The sequence below is a fragment of the Luteimonas sp. S4-F44 genome (assembly GCF_022637415.1).
Classification (GTDB): domain Bacteria; phylum Pseudomonadota; class Gammaproteobacteria; order Xanthomonadales; family Xanthomonadaceae; genus Luteimonas.
Map to the genome: position 1 here is coordinate 2910438 of NZ_CP093340.1, position 18134 is coordinate 2928571.

The following is an 18134-nucleotide window of genomic DNA, read 5'->3' on the forward strand; positions in this document are numbered from 1 at the left end:
CGCCGTCCTGTATTCGGGGCCCGTCAGCGATGCGCGGCCAGCGTATCGAGGACGCTGCCCAGTGCGGCTTGCCACTCGGGCAGCACGACACCGAAGTCGCGCTCCAGCGTGACGATGTCCAGGCGCGAGTAGGCCGGGCGCTTGGCCGGGGTCGGATACTCGGCGGTCGTGATCGGCTCGACCTTCGGTGCACGGTGGATCAGGCCACGCGCCAGCGCGCCTGCGAAGATCGCCTCGGCGAAGCCGTGCCAGCTCGTCTCGCCGCGCGCGGTCAGGTGCCAGGTGCCGCGCCGTTCACCGCCATCCTGCAGCAACTGCGCGGTGACGTCGGCGATCAGCGCCGCCGGTGTCGGCGTGCCGACCTGGTCGGCGACCACGCGCAGCACATCGCGCTCGGCGCCCACGCGCAGCATCGTGCGCAGGAAGTTGTGCCCGTGCGCGGCATAGACCCAGGCCGTGCGCAGGATCAGATGCCGCCCGCCGGCGGCCCGGATCGCGTCCTCGCCGGCCAGCTTACTGGCGCCGTAGACGCCCAGCGGGGCGGTGGCGTCGTCCGGCCGGTACGGGCGCGTGCCCTGGCCGTCGAACACATAGTCGGTCGAATAGTGCACCAGCGGCACGTCGTGCGCGGCGCACCAGCGAGCGATTGCGCCCGGCGTCGTCGCGTTGGCGGCGAACGCGGCCGCAGGCTCGCTCTCGGCCTTGTCGACGGCGGTGTACGCCGCGGCATTGACCACGCAATCCGGCCTGACGGCATCGAGCAGCGCCACGACGGCTTCCGCATCGGCAAAGTCCGCCTGCAGGCAAGCGCCGCCATCGGCGAGCGTGCCGGTGCGCGTCGTGGCCTGTACCGCGCCCAGAGGCGCGAGCGCGCGCAGCAGCTCACGGCCGACCTGGCCGTTGGCCCCGAAGACCAGCGGGGTCATGCCTGCAGGTCCGGCAGCCGGTCCTGAGGAATGTCGGCCAGCAGCGGCGCGTGTGCGTCCTTGTCCGACAGCTGCGGCGCCTCGATCGGCCATTCGACGCCAATCTGCGGATCGTCCCAGCGGACGCCGGCATCGGCTTCCTTGACGTAGACGTCGGTGCAAAGGTAGCTGAACAACGCCATCTCCGACAGCACTGCGAACCCATGCGCAAAGCCTTCGGGAATCCAGAACTGACGCTTGTTCTCCGCGCTCAGCAGCACCCCTTCCCACTGACCGAACGTCGGTGAGCCGCGCCGGATGTCGACGGCCACGTCGAATACTTCACCCTGGAGCACGCTGACCAGCTTGCCCTGCGGCCGCGGCCACTGGTAATGCAGGCCGCGCAGCACACCCTTGGCAGACGAGGACACGTTGCTCTGCACGAACTTGGTCGGCAAGCCGTGCTGGCCGAAGCGCGCCGCGTTCCAGGTCTCGAAGAAGAAACCACGGGCATCGCCAAACACGGCCGGCTCGATGATGACCGCGCCAGGCAGCTTGGTTTCGATGATCTTCAACGCACCACTCCTCGAGTGACCAGGGTCTGCAAGTATTGGCCGTAGCCGTTCTTCGACAGCGGCTTGGCCAGTGCCAGCAACTGCTCGGCATCGATCCAGCCCTGGCCGAAGGCGATCTCCTCCGGACAACTCACCTGTAGACCCTGGCGGTCCTGGATGGTCTGGATGAAGTTCGAGGCCTCGTGCAAGGACTGGTGCGTGCCGGTGTCGAGCCAGGCGTAGCCACGGCCGAGCTGTTCGAGATACAGCGCGCCGTCGTCGAGGTAGCGACGGTTAAGGTCGGTGATCTCCAGTTCGCCGCGCGGCGAGGGCTCGAGTTCGGCGGCATAGTCGCTGGCCCGCCCGTCGTAGAAGTACAGGCCGGTCACTGCATAGTTCGAACGCGGCTGCTCGGGCTTCTCGGCGATATCGACCACCTTGCCATCGGCATCGAACTCGGCCACGCCGTAGCGCTCGGGATCGTTGACCCAGTAACCGAAGACCGTCGCGCCGTCGCCGCGCGCGTCCGCCCGCCGGAGCGTGTCGGTCAGGCCGTGGCCGTGGAAGATGTTGTCGCCCAGCACCAGGCAGCTCGGCTTGCCGCCGACGAACTCGCGCCCGATCAGGTAGGCCTGCGCCAGCCCGTCGGGACTCGGTTGCACCGCATAGCGGATGTCCATGCCCCACTGCGATCCATCACCGAGCAGCGCCTGGAACAGCGCCTGCTCATGCGGGGTGTTGATGATCAGCACCTCGCGGATGCCCGCCAGCATCAGCACGCTGAGCGGGTAGTAGATCATCGGCTTGTCGTAGACCGGCAGCAGCTGCTTGCTGACGCCCTTGGTGATCGGATAGAGCCGGGTCCCCGAGCCGCCGGCCAGGATGATGCCCTTGCGCTGGGTCATGCCTCTGCTCCCATCCGCTCCAGCCGGTAGCTGCCATCGAGGATGCCGCGCACCCAGTCCTGGTTGTCCAGGTACCAGTCGACGGTCTCAGCGATGCCCGTCTCGAAGGTGTGGCGCGGCTTCCAGCCCAGTTCGCTCTGCAGCTTGGAGGCATCGATCGCATAGCGCCGGTCGTGGCCGGGCCGGTCGGCGACGAACGTGATCTGACTGCTGCGTGGCTGCCCATCCTCACGAGGCCGACGCGCATCGAGCAGCCGGCAGATGGTCTCGACGACCTCGAGGTTCCGGCGCTCCGAATCGCCGCCGACGTTATAGGTCTCGCCCACCCGGCCCTTCTCGAGCACCGTGCGGATCGCCTCGCAGTGATCGGTCACGAACAGCCAGTCGCGCACCTGCTGGCCGTCGCCGTAAACCGGCAGCGGCTCGCCGGCCAGCGCCTTGGCGATCACCAGCGGGATGAGCTTCTCGGGGAAATGGTAGGGCCCGTAGTTGTTGGAGCAGTTGGTGGTCAGCGTCGGCAGGCCGTAGGTATGGTGGAACGCGCGCACCAGATGGTCGGACGCCGCCTTGGAGGCCGAGTACGGAGAGTTGGGTGCATACGGCGTGGTCTCGGTGAACTTGCCGGTCTCGCCGAGCGTGCCGTAGACCTCGTCAGTGGACACATGCAGGAAACGGAAGGCCGCCTTGGCGTCGCCCTCGAGGCGCTTCCAGTGATCGCGCACGGCCTCGAGCAGGCCCAGCGTGCCGACGACATTGGTGTCGATGAACGCGGCCGGGCCGTCGATCGAGCGGTCAACGTGGCTCTCGGCCGCGAAGTTGAGGACGGCATCGGGCCGATGCTCGGCCAGCAGCCGGGAGACCAGGGCCCGATCGCCGATGTCGCCATGCACGAAGACGTGGTCGGGGTTGCCTTCCAGCGAGGCCAGAGTCTTCAGGTTGCCCGCGTAGGTCAACGCATCGAGGTTGATCACGCGCACGCCCAGGCGGACCGCCTCAAGCACGAAATTACCGCCGATGAAACCGGCGCCGCCGGTGACGAGCCAAGTGGGCACGGAAACACGCTCCTGTGTGAATATGCTGGACCGCCTCGCAGGGGCGGACGCTACAGGATACCGGGTCGGCCCCGGGATTTCGGTAGAAAGTCGCCAAGCTGCAATTCCGGGCTCGCGGCCCATCGCACAGCCCGCTAGAATCGAGCGATTCGCCCCCGTGCCGGCCACCGCGGCCGGGTGACCCGTCAGACATCAAGGAATGCCCGCCCGATGAAGATCCTCGTCGCCTACAAGCGCGTGGTGGACTACAACGTCCGCATTCAGGTCAAGCCCGACGGCTCCGGCGTCGTCGCCGACGGCGTCAAGCTGTCGGCCAACCCCTTCGACGAGATTGCGCTCGAAGAAGCGCTGCGACTGCGCGACAAGGGCATCGCGACCGAGGTCGTGGTCGCCACGATCGCGCCGGCTGACGCCCAGGCGCACCTGCGCAACGGCCTGGCGATGGGCGCCAACCGGGCGCTGCACGTGGTCTGCGACCAGCCGATCCAGCCGCTGACCGCGGCCCGTACGCTGCTCAAACTGGTCGAAAAGGAACAGCCGGACCTCGTCATCCTCGGCAAGCAGGCGATCGACGACGACGCCAACCAGACCGGCCAGATGCTGGCAACGCTGTGGGGTCGCCCGCAGGCGACCTTCGCCAGCAAGCTCGAGCTCGCCGACGGCAAAGCCACTGTGACCCGCGAGGTCGACGCCGGCCTGGAAACCCTCGAGGTGGACCTGCCTGCGGTGGTGACCACCGACCTGCGCCTGAACGAGCCGCGCTTCATCAAGCTGCCCGACATCATGAAGGCCAAGGCCAAGCCGCTCGAGTCGATCCCGTTCGCCGACCTCGGCGTCGATGCGGCCGACACCCTCACCACCTCGCGTTACGAGGCGCCTGCCAAGCGCAGCAAGGGCGTCATGGTCAAGGATGCGGCCGAGCTCGTCGCCGCGTTGAAGGCCAAGGGCCTGCTCTGAACCGTCGCTCCCGCATCGCGGGAGCCCAGTGACTGCCGGCCGAAGCCGGAGTGCATCGACGCGGGCCTGCCCGGACGCGACGATTCCCAGGAGAACTTCCATGTCCAACGTCCTCGTCATCGCTGAACACCTCGACGGCAAGCTCAACGCCAGCGCGACCGCCAAGACCGTCGCTGCGGCACAGGCACTCTCGCCGGACACCATCGACGTCGTCGTGCTCGCCGCCGACCCTGCCGGCGCGGCGGCCGATGCGGCGACCATCGCGGGCGTCGCCAAGGTGCGCACGGTCGCCAACCCGGCCAACGCGCAGCCGCTGGCCCAGGTGCTCGGCCCGCAGATCGCCAAGCTCGCCGCGGGCTACAGCCATGTCTTCGCACCATCGACCACGTTCGGCAAGGACCTGATGCCGGTCGTCGCCGCCCTGCTCGGCGTCAACCAGATCTCCGACCTGATGACGGTCGAGGGCAGCCACACCTTCAAGCGCCCGATCTACGCGGGCAATGCCATCGTCACCGTTGAGGCACCTGCGGGCCAGCCCGTGGTCGCCACCGTGCGCACCGCGTCGTGGCAGGAAGCCGCACGCGGCGGGAACGCGACGATCGAGCCGACTGCCGTCGATGCCGACCTGCCCACGCATACGCGCTTCGTGGCCCTGGCGGCGGGCAGCACCGATCGTCCCGACCTGCAGAGCGCCAAGCGCGTCGTGTCCGGCGGCCGCGGTGTCGGCTCGGAAGAGAACTTCAAGATCATCTTCGACTTCGCCGACAAGCTCGGCGCCGCTGTCGGCGCCTCGCGTGCGGCGGTCGACGCCGGCTACGTCCCCAATGAGTTGCAGGTCGGCCAGACCGGCAAGATCATCGCACCCGAGCTCTATGTCGCGATCGGCATCAGCGGCGCGATCCAGCATCTGACCGGCATCAAGGACGCAGGCACCATCGTCGCAATCAACAAGGACGCCGACTCGCCGATCTTCGAGATCGCGGACATCGGCCTGGTGGGGGACCTGTTCAAGGTGCTGCCGGAGTTGGAGGCGGCGCTGTCTTAGCGGCGCAGAGACGTTCAAGCCCATCCAACAGGCGAAGCTCAAGCATCAGCCAGCCTGGGAATGCGTAGCGGACACGTTTCGACGACCGCAAGCGTCATTCCCAGGCTGCAATGAGAATGCCAAGCCCGATGACGACGCTTCCTACCCATACGCGTGCCGGAATGGACTCCCCGAGAAAGAGCCATGCGAAAAGGGGAACCAAGAGAAAAGACAGGCCGTAAAAGGGGAAAGCAAGGGAGAGCGGCACACGCGCCAAGACCGCCAACCACAACAACGTCGCGAGACCGTAAACGGCGAGCGCAATGAAAAGGGTCCACGAGATCAACGTAGCCGGGCGATCGAACGATATGCTCATTGACGCCTGCTTGAACAACACCTGCCCGCACGCGAGCATGACGAGCGTGACAACGATCATGAGCACAGTAGTAACGGTCATCGCACCTTCAACGCGCTCCATAGCCACTCCAAATTCGACTGCCGCTTCAGTAACACGGAGCGTCAAGTGCCAGTGCTGACCGGCACAAAACCCCGCTCCGACAAGGAATGGCCAGGATGCTAACCCAAAACACCCCCACCGAGCAGAGGCAACCCCAGTGACGATATCGGCAATCGCCTCGGTCGAAGCTCCGAGCGTGGCTGTGATCATTCCCTGCTATCGGGTCAAACGCCATGTCCTGCAGGTGATCGGCGCAATTGGAAGCGAGGTCTCCCGCATCTACTGCGTCGATGACGGCTGCCCCGAGGGGAGCGGCGACTACATTCTCGAGCACAACGTGGATCCACGCGTCCAGGTGTTGCGCAACGCGCAGAACCAGGGCGTCGGTGGCGCGGTGATGACGGGCTACAGAGCCGCGATTGACGATGGCTACCAAGTCCTCGTGAAAATCGATGGCGACGGACAAATGGATCCCGCTCTGCTCCCGGAGTTTGTAAACCCCATCGCCCTAGCGCAGGCCGACTATACGAAAGGCAATCGCTTCTGGGAGCTTACTCAAATCAAACGGATGCCCATGATCCGACGCCTGGGCAACCTCGGGCTTTCCTTCATGGCCAAGGCGTCATCTGGATATTGGGACATCTTCGACCCCACGAATGGATACACGGCCATTCATGCGAATGTGGCTGCCCGTTTACCGTTCGATTCGATCAGCAAACGTTACTTCTTCGAAACCGATATTCTTTTTCGCCTCAACACGCTTCGCGCCGTCGTCAAGGACATTCCGATGGATGCGCATTATGCGGACGAGACAAGCAACCTGAAGATCTCGAACATCGTCGGCGAGTTCGCGTTCAAGCATGCCAGGAATCTTTTCAAGAGAATCGGTTACAGCTATTTTCTGCGCGATCTCCCCGTAGCCTCGATCGAACTGCTGGCGGCCATCGTACTCCTCTCGTTCGGTGTAGTGTTCGGCAGCTATCACTGGCTCCAATCCGGCGCTGCTGGCGTCGCCACGCCCGTCGGTACGATCATGCTGTCGATCGTTGCCATCACCACTGGGCTGCAGTTCATGCTGGCATTCGTGGGATACGACATCGGCAATACACCCAGAACGCCATTGCATCCCCTGATCAGGCCCCGACCAACGCGTCGACCGAAACAGGAACAAACAGCTTCTGATTGATCCGCGCGGAGCCTAGCAATCAGGCGTGCAGCGTTCCGAGCGCGTCGATCCATTCGAACACGATCGACGAGGGGCCGCAGGCTCTCGTCGGCAAACCTGAGCGCCTACTCGCGCCAGGCACTGATGTCGAAGACGGCAGCATCGCCGGATACCGCAACCTGCAGGGCCTTCTGTCTCAGCGCGTCCATATCGGCCAAGCACCCTTCCGATGCGGATTCGGGTACGAAGACGTATCGAACGGAGTGGGAAAGAAGCCATTGCCTGTCGAAACGATGACAGACTCTGTCCAGGTAGGTTCCCGTGGTGAAGTTGGGATCGCCTTGATAATAGAAGTAGGCCACGGGACCGACGTCGTAGAACGGGGCAACCCGGCCTCCGCCGACCGGGAAAAGCCATGTTTCAGGGCCGATCTTCACGACGGAATTGAGCACGAGCACGCGCTCGTAGGAGCGGGAAGCATCGCCCTCCCCTGCATTGCGAACATGGCTGAACTGGACCAGGGCCGCAATATCGTCCTCACTCGGGCAGACGAGCCCCCCGCACTCGCCCTGTTTGGGGCGGTACTCGCGGGCGGAAGGCGAATCAAGCATTGCGAAGCCCAGCATCAGCACCACTGCCGCCCCCAGCGCCCTGAACATGAGGGAACGCGTGCTTCTGACGATCCCAGCCGCAGCCAGGCAGGCTAGCAACAGAATCAAGCACATTTTCAGCTGAGCGAACGCGATCGACGCGTAAGGATAAAGCAGGTAGAGCTTTCCATCGGTCCGGAACTCCCCTGCCACCGACAGCGCCAATGACATCACCATGATCGCAGCGCATGCACTTAGAACCGCTGCAACGACTTGTCGAATCGGCAGCCTGTGCAGGAGAACGACAACCAGGAATGTCGAGAATAGAAACAACAGGGTTCCGGCCATCCCTACCCCCGGCATGTACTCCAGACCGGACACGAGCCGGCCTATCGGATCGATGACCAGGTTGTTCGCCCCCGCGACCAATCCCTCTGGCCGCGACACCTCGCCCAGAGCTGCATCCAAGCCGATCTTCGGGGGGTATGCCGCGCCAGTCAGGGCCCTGAAGTAGTACGGATCGGTAAAGAAGAACGGCAACGAAAGCGGCAGTACAGAGATCACAAGCCAGCGCCGGGATCTCATCAGCATCCAGAACAGCGAGGCACCGCCCAGCAACACGCCCGTTGCGAAAATCGAAACGGGGTTGAGCAGATGGACGGACACCGCAAAGAGCAGCAGGACTGCTGCACGGGATGCGAATGCGCCGGGCATAAACATGACGGCGGTCAGACCCGCCATGAACGCGAAGGAGACGACGCGCCCCAGTCCCTCCTGATGGGCGTACTGCGGATAGCCGGGCAACAGAAACAGACCGAAAAGCAGTACAAGAGCAACCCAGGCGGTCGGCGCCTCCCCACCTTCCTTGGCCGCTATCCGCGCAAGCGCGCAGTCAACAATGGCAATCGCTCCGAGCGTATATGCGATAAACGGAACAGCAGCGGTGGCGTTCCTGACATCCAGAAAGCCGAGCCAGGACCAAAGAGCGAAGTACACGCCGGTACCCGCGGGATAGTTGAGGTCCTCACCGCCCCAGAAAATCTGGCGCCACGGGACCCCCCCCAAATGTGCGACCTGATAAGCGAAGAACGCATGCTGATCTGGATCGCTGGAGAGCATCGCCACCCTGGGAAGTTCGCGGCTGGCCACCGCGATGCAGACAAGCGCGATCAGCACGAGCTGGCCGCAGAGCGACTTCTTGTCCAGCAGCAGTGCGGCGCGAGCCGCACGCCCGCGGCCGCTCAGCGCCAGATAGGCGATGGCGGCCAGGGCCAAGAGCACGATCTCGATCTGGGTCACCGGAATGGGGATGCCGGCAGCAGACGGAAGTGACCGCAGATAAACGTAGACGATCAGAAGGGCTTGGCCCGCCAAGCTCCATAATCCGACCTGCGCGCGCGCAGGCGCGATGCCGAGCCCGGCGAACAGGGCGCATCCGACCGCGGCAAATGCGATGCTACCGAGGAACAACGGCAAGCCGAATGCAAGTGCCGGCACCATCCGCGCCGTTTCCGGCGCCAATCCGGCGATTGCCAGCACGACCCATCCCATCACGCAGGCCACCACCGTCGCGACAAGGAGGTTGACCCGCGACGCGCAGCCGCCGTTGGCCGCGGACGAGGCGCTGCCGCGCACACGCTCGGACCGCGCTCCGACGACGCGCGCCAGTACTGCGGCCGATGAAAGTTCGAAGAGAAGCCAGATGCCGCCTGCTGCCATCGCCCATGAAAAGCGTGTCGAGAGCGATAACCCCGAATTGAGATCGATCGGCAAAAGGCACAGATACGGATCGTCCCCTGTGACGCGATAACGTAGCGTCGACGGCATTGACGATTCGATCGACAGATCGTTCGAACACGCGAGCGAAGCCACCGGAACCTGCACCGTCTGCCAGGCGTGCCGCAGCCTGAGATCACTGAGTAGAATTCGGTCCGAAGGCCTTCCGGCATCGAGCCTGACCTGGAGCTCTCGCCAGTGTCTGCCGACTCCGAGCTTTGCGCGAACGCGGCCTGAGGCTGCCGTCCCTAGCGTAACGCTCGCGTCCTCGGAGAACCCCCCTTCCGGCCCAGCATAGAACACCTGTACGCGGTCAGTGCCAGCGACATCAAACGAGAGCTCTGTACGCCCCCCTGCTCGCTCCAGAGCGAGCAATGACAGGAAGACGATCACGGCAATCATCAACGCCCTGACCACCCCGCCTTCCCCAGAGTCTCTCGTCCTCACTTTGCATCTACCCTGCTGATGAACAAAAGAAGTGTCCGTTTTGATGGGGTCGCCCCGTCAGGGCGAAGCAGGCTTCGCCCATTCCGCTCAGGAACCCAGGTTGCGTGGCGGATAGGCAAGCGTGAATGGCGCGTTCGACAAGCTGAAATTGGGGTTGTAATACGGATCCTGACTCAACAGCACCCCCCAGCGATTCTTGACGAACGCTTCCTCGCGTTTAAATCTGGCGATCTTATCAGGGGTATTTTCGTATCCTCGAGATGCCGATTCGTGATGATACAACTCGGCAAAGGGCGTCCACAGGTTGCGATAGCCCGCCTCTCGGACTCGGATGCAGAAGTCGACATCATTGAAGGCGACCACAAGACCTTCGTCCAAGCCTCCCACGGCTTCGAACACCTCTCTTCGAACAACCGCACAGGCAGCGGTTACCGCACTGAGGTTCTGCGTGAGGCCGGCCCTGTGCTTGTCGCCTGGATAACCACGAGGCATTCCCACATACGCATGCCCAGCCACTCCGCCGATGCCGAGGATGACGCCCGCGTGCTGGATCGTATCGTTCGGGTAGTACAACATGGCACCCACGACCCCGATCTCGGGGCGAAGCGCATGGGACACCATCTCAGAAAGCCAACCTGGGTTGATGACCTCGATGTCGTTGTTGAGCAGCCCGATGACCTCTCCCTGCGTTTCGCGTGCACCGTAGTTATTGATCGCCGAATAGTTAAAAGGCGCGTTGTACGGCAGTACTCGAATCGACGGATGCGAGGTTATCCTCTCGAAGTAACCGAGGGTAGCCGACTCAGTTGAACCATTATCCAGGACCACGATCTCGTAGTTGGGATACGTCGTGCGCTCCAGAATGGAGTCGATACATTGGCGCAGCAGGTCGACGCGATCCCGTGTAGGTATGAGCAAGGTCACCTTGGGAGCGGGGACGGGAGTCTGATAGGCGATGTGATAATAGCCACTGTACCCCGGCATCTCCTCGACCTTCGCCGGCGTACCGGTCCTAACAAAGTGCGCCTCGATTGCGCGCATGGCCGCAAAGTGCGCATAAGTCTTCTCACCGGGCGCGAGCGCAGTCGACCCCTCAATCATTCGCCAGTGATAAAGCACTTTTGGCACGTGCCCTATCTGGTCGGGTTCGAGTCGTTCAGTCGCACGTAATGCCAGGTCCCAATCCTGTGCGCCGTCAAATCCCTCACGGAATCCGCCGATCTCCCTGATGAGATCCGCTTCGTACACCCCCAAGTGACAGACGCAGTTCTGGGACAAGAACAGGTCGGGATTCCAGTCCGATTTGAAGTAGGGGTCACTACGCTTACCCGCCTCATCGATCTTATCCTCATCGGTGAAGAGCATGCGCCAACGCGGGTTCCGCTCTAACGCCAATGCGCAGTGCTGCAACGCGAGCGGATGCAGGGCATCGTCGTGATCGAGCAATGCGATGTACTGCCCAGTTGCCAACTCGATCGCGCTATTGGACGCCGCAGCAATATGCCCATTGCGGTCCCGCCTCACCGCCCGGATTCTGGAATCCCGCCGGACATAGGACTGGATTGTTTCCCAGACTGTCGCATCCGGTGAGGCGTCATCTGCGATGCAAAGTTCCCAGTTCTCGTAAGTTTGGGAAACGACGCTATCGATGCAGGCGCGCAGCCACTTTACCGGGGTGTTATAGGTCGGCATGACGATCGAGAACTTCGGTCTGGATCGGAGTTCCGGTAACGCCTGCATCGCGACCGCCACGCCATCGGGCGAGCAATCGTCGTAGAAATCCGTCCACACATCGTAGTCGGACACATCGGTTGCGACGGCATAGGCGGCGTACTCACCATGGAGGCGATCCGCCATCCGGCGCGGACCACCACTAGCCAGATCCAGCGCTGTCCTGGCGATCAAGCGGACCCGTCCCGCTCCGGAACGCGCTGCCAGCAGCTCGCTCAGCATGTAACGCGCGGCCTCTATTTTCCCGAGGCGACGCAACGAGAGCTCCGCCGTGAACTCGCATGGCAGAACACTTGGATCAAAACGCAGCGAAGTGACGTCCGCCACGAACCGGACGAGCCGGCGCACCGTGTGGAGTCCAGAACGGGCATCCGAGAGCGGGATCGGAAGCGATTCCGCCTCGGCGGCGTGGCCGTGGCTGTAGGCCGGATACAGAACAGGCCCGTGAATGCGACCCCGTAGCACATGAACAGCAAGATCGAGCACATACCAACCGCCGGCCGTAGATCCTGAGGGAAGTTGGACTTCGAACGAGGGATCGTTGCCGGTGGCGCGCCAGTACGTCAGATCGGCATTACTACACTTCTCAAGCTGCTGAGTCGGACGCAACGTCAGGCTCATAGATCACCTATCCTTGTGGTGAGAGCGCGTGATGGGAGAAGCGCGCCGCGCCGGATCGAGCGAAAATGCCCTTCCGACGAGCGCAAGATTCGGGTTATACGCAGGATCGTCTTCCAATCGATCAGCCCAACGCTGCTGCATCATCACGACCTCGCGATCGAATCTCGCTTGCTTCTCGGGATTGTCTTCATAGCCGCGACTGGCTGACTCGTGGTGGTAAAGGACAACCCACGGCAGCCAGAGATTACGATAACCCGCATCCTCTACACGTAAACAAAAATCCACATCGTTGAAGGCCACAGCGAGGTGTTCGTCCAGCCCACCGACTGCCTCAAACACCTCTCGTCGTATAGCGAGGCAGGCGGCAGTCACCGCCGAAAAGCGCTGTGCAGCCAGTGCGCGGCCGAACTGACCTGGATGCATGCGCGGTTTACGGGTGTAAGCATGCGCCGCCACCCCCTCCACACCGAGAATGACGCCGGCGTGCTGCAACGAATGATCTGGGTAAAGCAGCTTGGCGCCGACCGCCCCAACCTCGTCCCGCATGGCGTGACTCGCAATCTCGCGAAGCCAGTTCGAATCGATGATCTCGACATCGTTGTTCAAGAGCACTAGAACCTGCGCACCCGAGCGCTCGGCTGCCCTATTGTTGAGTGCCGAGTAGTTGAAGGGCGCGTCATCGCGCACGATGCGCACACGTCCGTCTTCGCGCAAATGATCGAAGTAGGCAAAGGTCTCCGGCCTGACCGACCCATTGTCGACAACAGTGACCGTCAGGTCGATGCCTTCGCTGCGGGCGAGCACGCTGTCGACGCACACCGAAAGCAGATCGACGCGATCGCGTGTTGGAACGATGACATCGCAGCGAAGCCCTGGTGGCCGCGCATAGCGCACCCGGGGCATGCCAGTCTCTGCAGAAACGATGACCGAGCTGACGCCTGGCGCCCGGTGCTTTTCCAGCGCATGCGCGACCGTCTCCGGTGCCGCCGGCTTGCTTCGCAGCGGTGAGTGAGCCGGGCCAGGCGCAGAAAGATGGTGCCGCCCCACGATAGGAAGATGGCGAATCCAGCGTCCGCCGACCGTGCGATCTACATGCAGCGGGAGAAGATGACACCACGCCGAAAGATCCGCAGCGACGTCCCGCCGAAGCCCGAGCAACCATGAAACGGAGTAGAACGCAGACGGGCCGACGAAATCGTGTTGCTGCTGCAGATCCCGGTCCCAAGCAGGCTTGAAGTACGGCCGCAACGGACGGCCATCGTCCGAAAGGAAGTCTTCGTCCGTGTACAGGAGCGTGAGATCGTCTTCTGCATCCAACACCTTGAGCACGCTGACGATCGATTCAGCGGACACACGTTCATCGGCAGAGATCCAACTGATGAAGCGCCCGTCCGCCTGATCGATGCCCGGAACAGGCTCTCGATCGAGCGATGAGAGAGGCTCGACTCGAGTCGCATCGTCTCCGAGCGCAGGCGCTGGGGCCAGGATCTGTACCGAGGCCGGAAGCGTCGCAGCAAGATGGGCAACTGCTTTCCGCAACTCGCTTAGCGGGGCGTCGGCCAAGAGCACCATTGTGAGTACGGTTTCGCTCTCACCAACCCCGTCGGAAACGCCCGCCTGGACCGACCCTAGCGTGGTTCCCGCCGTCACCCAGCGCCGATAGGCATCCACCTCGGCGTGGGCATCCTGCTGACGGTAGACGGGCCACAGCTGCTCGGGTCGCTCCGTCAAAGCGATGGTCGAGCGCCTGTCCGCGATCTTGGCGACGCGGTCGCGTAGTAACTGCGCTCCTGACTCTCGAAGCGTACGCGCCATCCGCCAGGCCGCCTCGGCCGGCTGGAGAGGATCGAAACGAAGCGCCCCCAGGACCAACTTACCCGGGCGCGTCGTCGGGTCGAACCTGAGATGGCGGAGCGGACCGTCGACCCGAACGACCGCGTCGATGCCATCGACATCGAAATCAAGGTCTTGACGCTCTGCTTCGCTGAAGCCGTGCCCGCAATCGAGATAAACGCAAGGCTCATGAAGCTCGCCTGCAACTGTTATGCGTAACCGGTACCATCCGGCGCGAAGCGCAGGCGATATCGCATACAACAGCTGCGGATCCGAACCGTCCGCACGGATACCGTCGCCATCTCGGACGAGCTGCACGACTGATAGCTGGACCCAGCCCGGGGGGGGAATCGAGAAATTGACCTCTGTCATCGATCAGCGCTTTTTCCACCAGGATTGCGACAGCCTGGCTTCCACGCCGCGGACCGATGTCGCCACGCCATGAACGGTGGCCTCGAGAGAGGCAATCCGTTGGGCCTCAGACTGAATCGACTCGAGACGTGAGAGAAGCTCCGTCGCAGCCTGCATCTCTTCGGCACGTCGATCGAGAGCGAACTGCGCTGCTCCGTTCGCGGCATGCTGCAGCGCAGCGACAGCTGCCTGTAGCGTAGATGCCGCATCAGCTGCATGCGCAGCATCTGCCCCGACGATCAGCATCCGCTCGTAGAACGCATCCAGCGCAAGCTGGAGCTCATGGCTGGCATCGGCCAGCCTAGTCGTCGCTTTCGTCGACTTCCGCGCGGCGCCGCCGATCTCGCGCACTTCCCCGATCAAAGCATCCAGACGGTGACCGAAATGGGCGAGCGTCCGCGATTGGGCAAGGACCTCAGAGACGGCCGCACGCAGCTCAGCCACGACGTCGGCCGCCGCGCCGGGAGGAACAATCACCTCGTAGTCGAGCGTCAGTTCGAGAAAGAAAACGGATGGCGCGCACTCGCCGGAAAGCTCAGGCAAGTCGAGCTCCACATAAGGATCATCGTCGAGGCCGACCCACCGTAGCCAGTTCGGCGCGCGCGGTCGCAGCAGATCCCCTCCCAACGTTACGATCCGGGACTCGAGATTCTCGATCTCCCGAACAACGGTGCCGTCCTCCGCCAGCAACGCACAACGCGAGATGCCGAATACGCCGGGCGACTCTGCAGGATCGACACGAACCCTCCCACCTTCCGCCCCAGCGACCAGGCGGAAGCGCAAAGCCGCTGGCCCAGTTTCCAGGGACCGACTCACACAGGTCTGATTGCTTTCGGCGAAATCCTCGTTGGGCGAACGGAAATAGACCCGAACATCCTCGTAGGCCGGCTCCCAGTCACGCGTCGCGCTTGCTTCCATCGAGGGCGCCATCGCTGCAAGGAAGTTCCCTATCGACGCGTCGCGAGCGAACGCCCGTTCAAACGCATGCATGGGCGCCGGCACTTCGGACCCCACCAGTACGACACCGAGTCCATTGCTGTGCGTGAAACGGAACGTCGGATAGCGGGACGCCAGTTCGTCCATGAACTTGCCCACCCCGAAGCCTCGCTCCGTGACGGCTGTATCGTGCAGAAGCACCACACCTTGCGCGCTGAGCTTGGGCATCCAGGTTTCAAAATCGTGACGCACCGCCTCGTAGGTGTGCAGGCCATCGATGTGCAAAAGATCGATGCTGTTGTCCGCGAAATCCGAGACAGCGTCGTCGAAGTACTTCCGGCTCAACTTGGAGAAGCGACCGTAGCGCGGCTCGTGATAGGCGCGAAGCGCCTCGTACACCCCCTCTCCGTAGACCTGCGCATGGGCATCGCCCTGCCACGAATCGACAGCGGTACAGCGCGTTTCAATGCCGAGGTGAGCGATCGCCTGGCAGAACGCCAGATAGGAATTTCCAGTATGCGTTCCCAACTCCACGAACCGGGAGGGACGCAACAGATCGATGGCCAGGTAGGCAAACGGGATATGCCCCACCCACGAATGTGGTTGCGACACGTGAGGCCGCAACAGTGTGACTGGGTGATGTTCCAACTTGAAATCTGTAGTCACTCAACTCTCTCCAGCGCAATCTTTTCCATCGGCAGTCCCAGTATTCCGATCGACCAGGATTGACAGGTCGATTTGAGGACGATTGCTTCATGCAGCCAGTGCTGGATCGCATGATCGTCCATTCCGCCGTCCGCCACTGCGATAGCGATGAAGTAGTCACCCGCCTTCATGCGCGGCATCTCGAACGCGAATCTCGCACGCGCCCGTTGCCCCGCCGCGAGCGGTAAGGATTGCCCCAACGACGTCAGGTAGGTGTTGTCGCCGAATAGGAGTTGGCCCAGTCGATCTTTGAGATAGAAGCCCACGATCGGCTGATCGACGGCCAAGTCGGCCACGATGTCGACGTCCAGCACGACAGACTCGCCTCCAACGCACCACGAAAGGTCCCTGCCGGCATCATCGCGAAGCGCCACGTCGATCACACGGGCCCGCATTTCGCCGAACCCCGAAACAGCTGGATCGAAAGCGAAGACCTCGATGTCGTTGCGCAAATTGCTGGAATTGATCAAGTCTCGCCGCATATCGTGCCGATGTCGCACCTGCTGCGCGCCCTCACCGGCGCCCACCCGCACATCCACCCCGCCCTGGCGTTCGGCGATGAACGACTCGAGGTAACGTTGCACCACGTCCCGCGAGTCCCCGTAGGCGACAGGTGCGCCGGCGTCGATCCACAACGCCCGGTCGCAGAGTCCGCTGACCGCCGAGTCGTCGTGACTCACGAACAACAGCGTCCCACGCTCTTTGAACTCGCGCAGGAAGCGCATGCATTTCTGCGTGAAGAACGCATCGCCCACCGCGAGCGCTTCGTCGATGATCAGAATGTCTGCATCGACATGAGCCATTACCGAGAACGCTAAGCGCATGACCATTCCGCTCGAGTAATTACGGATGGGTTGGTCGATAAACTCGCCGATGTCGGCGAAAGCCAGAATCTGCGCCAGGCGGGCATCGATCTGCGCCGTCGACAATCCGAGAATCGCCGCATTCATGTACACATTTTCTCGCCCGGTGAACTCGGGATTGAACCCACTCCCCAACTCGAGAAGCGCCGCGATTCGACCGCGAACCTCGATGCTGCCGGCCGTCGGCGCGAGCGTGCCGGCGATCATCTGAAGGAGCGTGGATTTTCCCGAGCCGTTTCGGCCGATGATCCCCAGGGTTTCGCCACGCCTGACCTGCAGGTCCACACCCTTGAGTGCCCAGAACTCTCGATAGAAGCGCCTGGATCCCCCGAAGATGCCTTGGAGCAGACGATGCGAGGGGCGATCGTAGATCTGATAGCACTTTGCTACCCCCCTCGCCTCGATGATGACGTCGGCTTGCGAGGCCTCGCTCTCAGAGGACATCGGCAAACCCTCGTCGCGTCTTCTGGAAGACCGCGAACCCCATATAGGCAAAGAACAACGCCCCCATCAGATACGTCGCGAGACCCGCCCAGTCTGGGGCCCGACCCCAGAATGCAACATCGCGCGCTTGATCGATGATGAACGTCAACGGATTCAGTCGGAAGATGGTTTGGTAGTTTTCCGGCAGTGTCTCGACCGGAATGATCGCCGACGACAGGAACAGGAACGCGGTCGCCAGAACACCGGTTACCTGGCCGATATCACGAAGATAGACGCTCAGCGACGACACCAGCCAGACAACACCCAAGGCAACGAACGCCAGCGGCAACAGAACCAGTGGCCACAACAGAACCGTTGGATGCAGCTCGTGTCGAAGCAGTAAATTCAGCGCGATGAAGACCAAGGTATTGGTCATCGCATGAAAAAGTGCCGACAGGACGACCGTCCATGGCAGCACTTCGAGTGGAAATACGATCTTCTTGACCAGGTTCGCATTGCCGGTCACCAGGGTCGGCGCCCGGCTCAGGCATTCGGCAAAGAAGCCGTGAGTGATCAACCCCATGAACAACAGCATCGCGAAGTCGGCTGTATTGCCGGTGGTCCCAGGCCAACGCGCCTTGAGGATGTAGCCGAAAGCCAGCGTATACACGACCAGCATCATGAACGGGCTGATCAGCGACCACAGCAGCCCGAAGCTGGCACCACGATAGCGGCCCAGGATGTCGCGCTTGGTCAGCTCCATGGTCAGCGATCTGTGC

14 protein-coding genes are annotated in these 18134 nt (G+C 62.7%); 3 read left to right on the forward strand and 11 right to left on the reverse strand.

Features of this window, described 5'->3' with window-relative positions; genetic code table 11:
- Window positions 1-23: 23 nt before the first annotated feature.
- Genes rfbD through rfbB form a run of 4 tightly spaced genes read right to left on the reverse strand, consistent with a single transcriptional unit; the run spans window position 24 to window position 3416 of the window.
- On the reverse strand, window positions 24-926 hold the full coding sequence (rfbD, locus tag MNO14_RS13180; protein WP_241944173.1) for a dTDP-4-dehydrorhamnose reductase: 903 nt from the start codon (window positions 924-926) through the stop codon (window positions 24-26).
- Window positions 923-1480, reverse strand: a complete 558-nt coding sequence (gene rfbC / locus MNO14_RS13185; protein WP_241944174.1) for a dTDP-4-dehydrorhamnose 3,5-epimerase — start codon at window positions 1478-1480, stop codon at window positions 923-925. The genes rfbD and rfbC overlap by 4 nt, the downstream gene beginning before the upstream one ends.
- Window positions 1477-2364 carry a glucose-1-phosphate thymidylyltransferase RfbA gene (gene rfbA, locus MNO14_RS13190; RefSeq protein ID WP_241944175.1) on the reverse strand — a complete coding sequence of 296 codons (888 nt, stop codon included), beginning with the start codon at window positions 2362-2364 and terminating at the stop codon, window positions 1477-1479. The genes rfbC and rfbA overlap by 4 nt, the downstream gene beginning before the upstream one ends.
- Window positions 2361-3416 carry a dTDP-glucose 4,6-dehydratase gene (rfbB, locus tag MNO14_RS13195; RefSeq protein WP_241944176.1) on the reverse strand — a complete coding sequence of 352 codons (1056 nt, stop codon included), beginning with the start codon at window positions 3414-3416 and terminating at the stop codon, window positions 2361-2363. The genes rfbA and rfbB overlap by 4 nt, the downstream gene beginning before the upstream one ends.
- 210 nt (window positions 3417-3626) lie before the next feature.
- Between rfbB and MNO14_RS13200 the strand changes: the two genes are divergently transcribed.
- Both MNO14_RS13200 and MNO14_RS13205 read left to right on the forward strand, forming a co-directional pair.
- Window positions 3627-4373: an electron transfer flavoprotein subunit beta/FixA family protein gene (locus MNO14_RS13200; protein ID WP_241944177.1), complete on the forward strand. Its 747-nt coding sequence runs from the start codon at window positions 3627-3629 to the stop codon at window positions 4371-4373.
- A gap of 100 nt (window positions 4374-4473) precedes the next feature.
- Window positions 4474-5418, forward strand: coding sequence for an electron transfer flavoprotein subunit alpha/FixB family protein (locus tag MNO14_RS13205; protein ID WP_241944178.1), 945 nt, complete (start codon window positions 4474-4476; stop codon window positions 5416-5418).
- 94 nt (window positions 5419-5512) lie between these two features.
- On the opposite strand, the gene MNO14_RS13210 is transcribed toward MNO14_RS13205, so the two are convergent.
- Entirely contained in the window at window positions 5513-6064 is a 552-nt protein-coding gene (locus MNO14_RS13210; RefSeq protein ID WP_241944179.1) for an EamA family transporter, read from the reverse strand.
- Here MNO14_RS13210 and MNO14_RS13215 point away from each other — a divergent pair.
- Window positions 6051-7040 carry a glycosyltransferase gene (locus MNO14_RS13215; protein WP_241944180.1) on the forward strand — a complete coding sequence of 330 codons (990 nt, stop codon included), beginning with the start codon at window positions 6051-6053 and terminating at the stop codon, window positions 7038-7040. The genes MNO14_RS13210 and MNO14_RS13215 overlap by 14 nt on opposite strands.
- Window positions 7041-7144: 104 nt before the next feature.
- Here the strand turns inward: MNO14_RS13215 and MNO14_RS13220 are convergent, their stop codons facing one another.
- The 6 genes from MNO14_RS13220 to MNO14_RS13245 form a co-directional block, all read right to left on the reverse strand.
- The gene (locus MNO14_RS13220; protein ID WP_241944181.1) at window positions 7145-9787 is read right to left on the reverse strand and encodes a hypothetical protein; all 2643 of its coding nucleotides are present in this window, start codon (window positions 9785-9787) and stop codon (window positions 7145-7147) included.
- A 132-nt stretch (window positions 9788-9919) separates the two neighbouring features.
- Complete coding sequence (locus MNO14_RS13225; protein WP_241944182.1) at window positions 9920-12184, reverse strand: glycosyltransferase family 2 protein; 2265 nt, start codon at window positions 12182-12184, stop codon at window positions 9920-9922.
- Window positions 12185-12187: 3 nt separating this feature from the next.
- Window positions 12188-14389: a glycosyltransferase family 2 protein gene (locus MNO14_RS13230; RefSeq protein ID WP_241944183.1), complete on the reverse strand. Its 2202-nt coding sequence runs from the start codon at window positions 14387-14389 to the stop codon at window positions 12188-12190.
- Window positions 14390-14392: 3 nt separating this feature from the next.
- Complete coding sequence (locus tag MNO14_RS13235) at window positions 14393-16030, reverse strand: class I SAM-dependent methyltransferase (protein WP_241944184.1); 1638 nt, start codon at window positions 16028-16030, stop codon at window positions 14393-14395.
- Complete coding sequence (locus tag MNO14_RS13240) at window positions 16027-17376, reverse strand: ABC transporter ATP-binding protein (RefSeq protein WP_241944185.1); 1350 nt, start codon at window positions 17374-17376, stop codon at window positions 16027-16029. The genes MNO14_RS13235 and MNO14_RS13240 overlap by 4 nt, the downstream gene beginning before the upstream one ends.
- Window positions 17366-18118 (reverse strand): ABC transporter permease, encoded by a 753-nt coding sequence (locus MNO14_RS13245; protein ID WP_241944186.1) that lies wholly within the window; start codon window positions 18116-18118, stop codon window positions 17366-17368. Before MNO14_RS13245 ends, MNO14_RS13240 begins: the two co-directional genes overlap by 11 nt.
- Window positions 18119-18134 lie beyond the last annotated feature (16 nt).

Coding starts and splice junctions, on each gene's coding strand:
- rfbD (WP_241944173.1), bottom strand. CDS start 926: ATGACCCCGCTGGTCTTCGGGGCCAACGGCCAGGTCGGCCGTGAGCTG.
- rfbA (WP_241944175.1), bottom strand. CDS start 2,364: ATGACCCAGCGCAAGGGCATCATCCTGGCCGGCGGCTCGGGGACCCGG.
- MNO14_RS13200 (WP_241944177.1), top strand. CDS start 3,627: ATGAAGATCCTCGTCGCCTACAAGCGCGTGGTGGACTACAACGTCCGC.
- MNO14_RS13205 (WP_241944178.1), top strand. CDS start 4,474: ATGTCCAACGTCCTCGTCATCGCTGAACACCTCGACGGCAAGCTCAAC.
- MNO14_RS13210 (WP_241944179.1), bottom strand. CDS start 6,064: ATGATCACAGCCACGCTCGGAGCTTCGACCGAGGCGATTGCCGATATC.
- MNO14_RS13220 (WP_241944181.1), bottom strand. CDS start 9,787: ATGATTGCCGTGATCGTCTTCCTGTCATTGCTCGCTCTGGAGCGAGCA.
- MNO14_RS13225 (WP_241944182.1), bottom strand. CDS start 12,184: ATGAGCCTGACGTTGCGTCCGACTCAGCAGCTTGAGAAGTGTAGTAAT.
- MNO14_RS13230 (WP_241944183.1), bottom strand. CDS start 14,389: ATGACAGAGGTCAATTTCTCGATTCCCCCCCCGGGCTGGGTCCAGCTA.
- MNO14_RS13240 (WP_241944185.1), bottom strand. CDS start 17,376: ATGTCCTCTGAGAGCGAGGCCTCGCAAGCCGACGTCATCATCGAGGCG.
- MNO14_RS13245 (WP_241944186.1), bottom strand. CDS start 18,118: ATGGAGCTGACCAAGCGCGACATCCTGGGCCGCTATCGTGGTGCCAGC.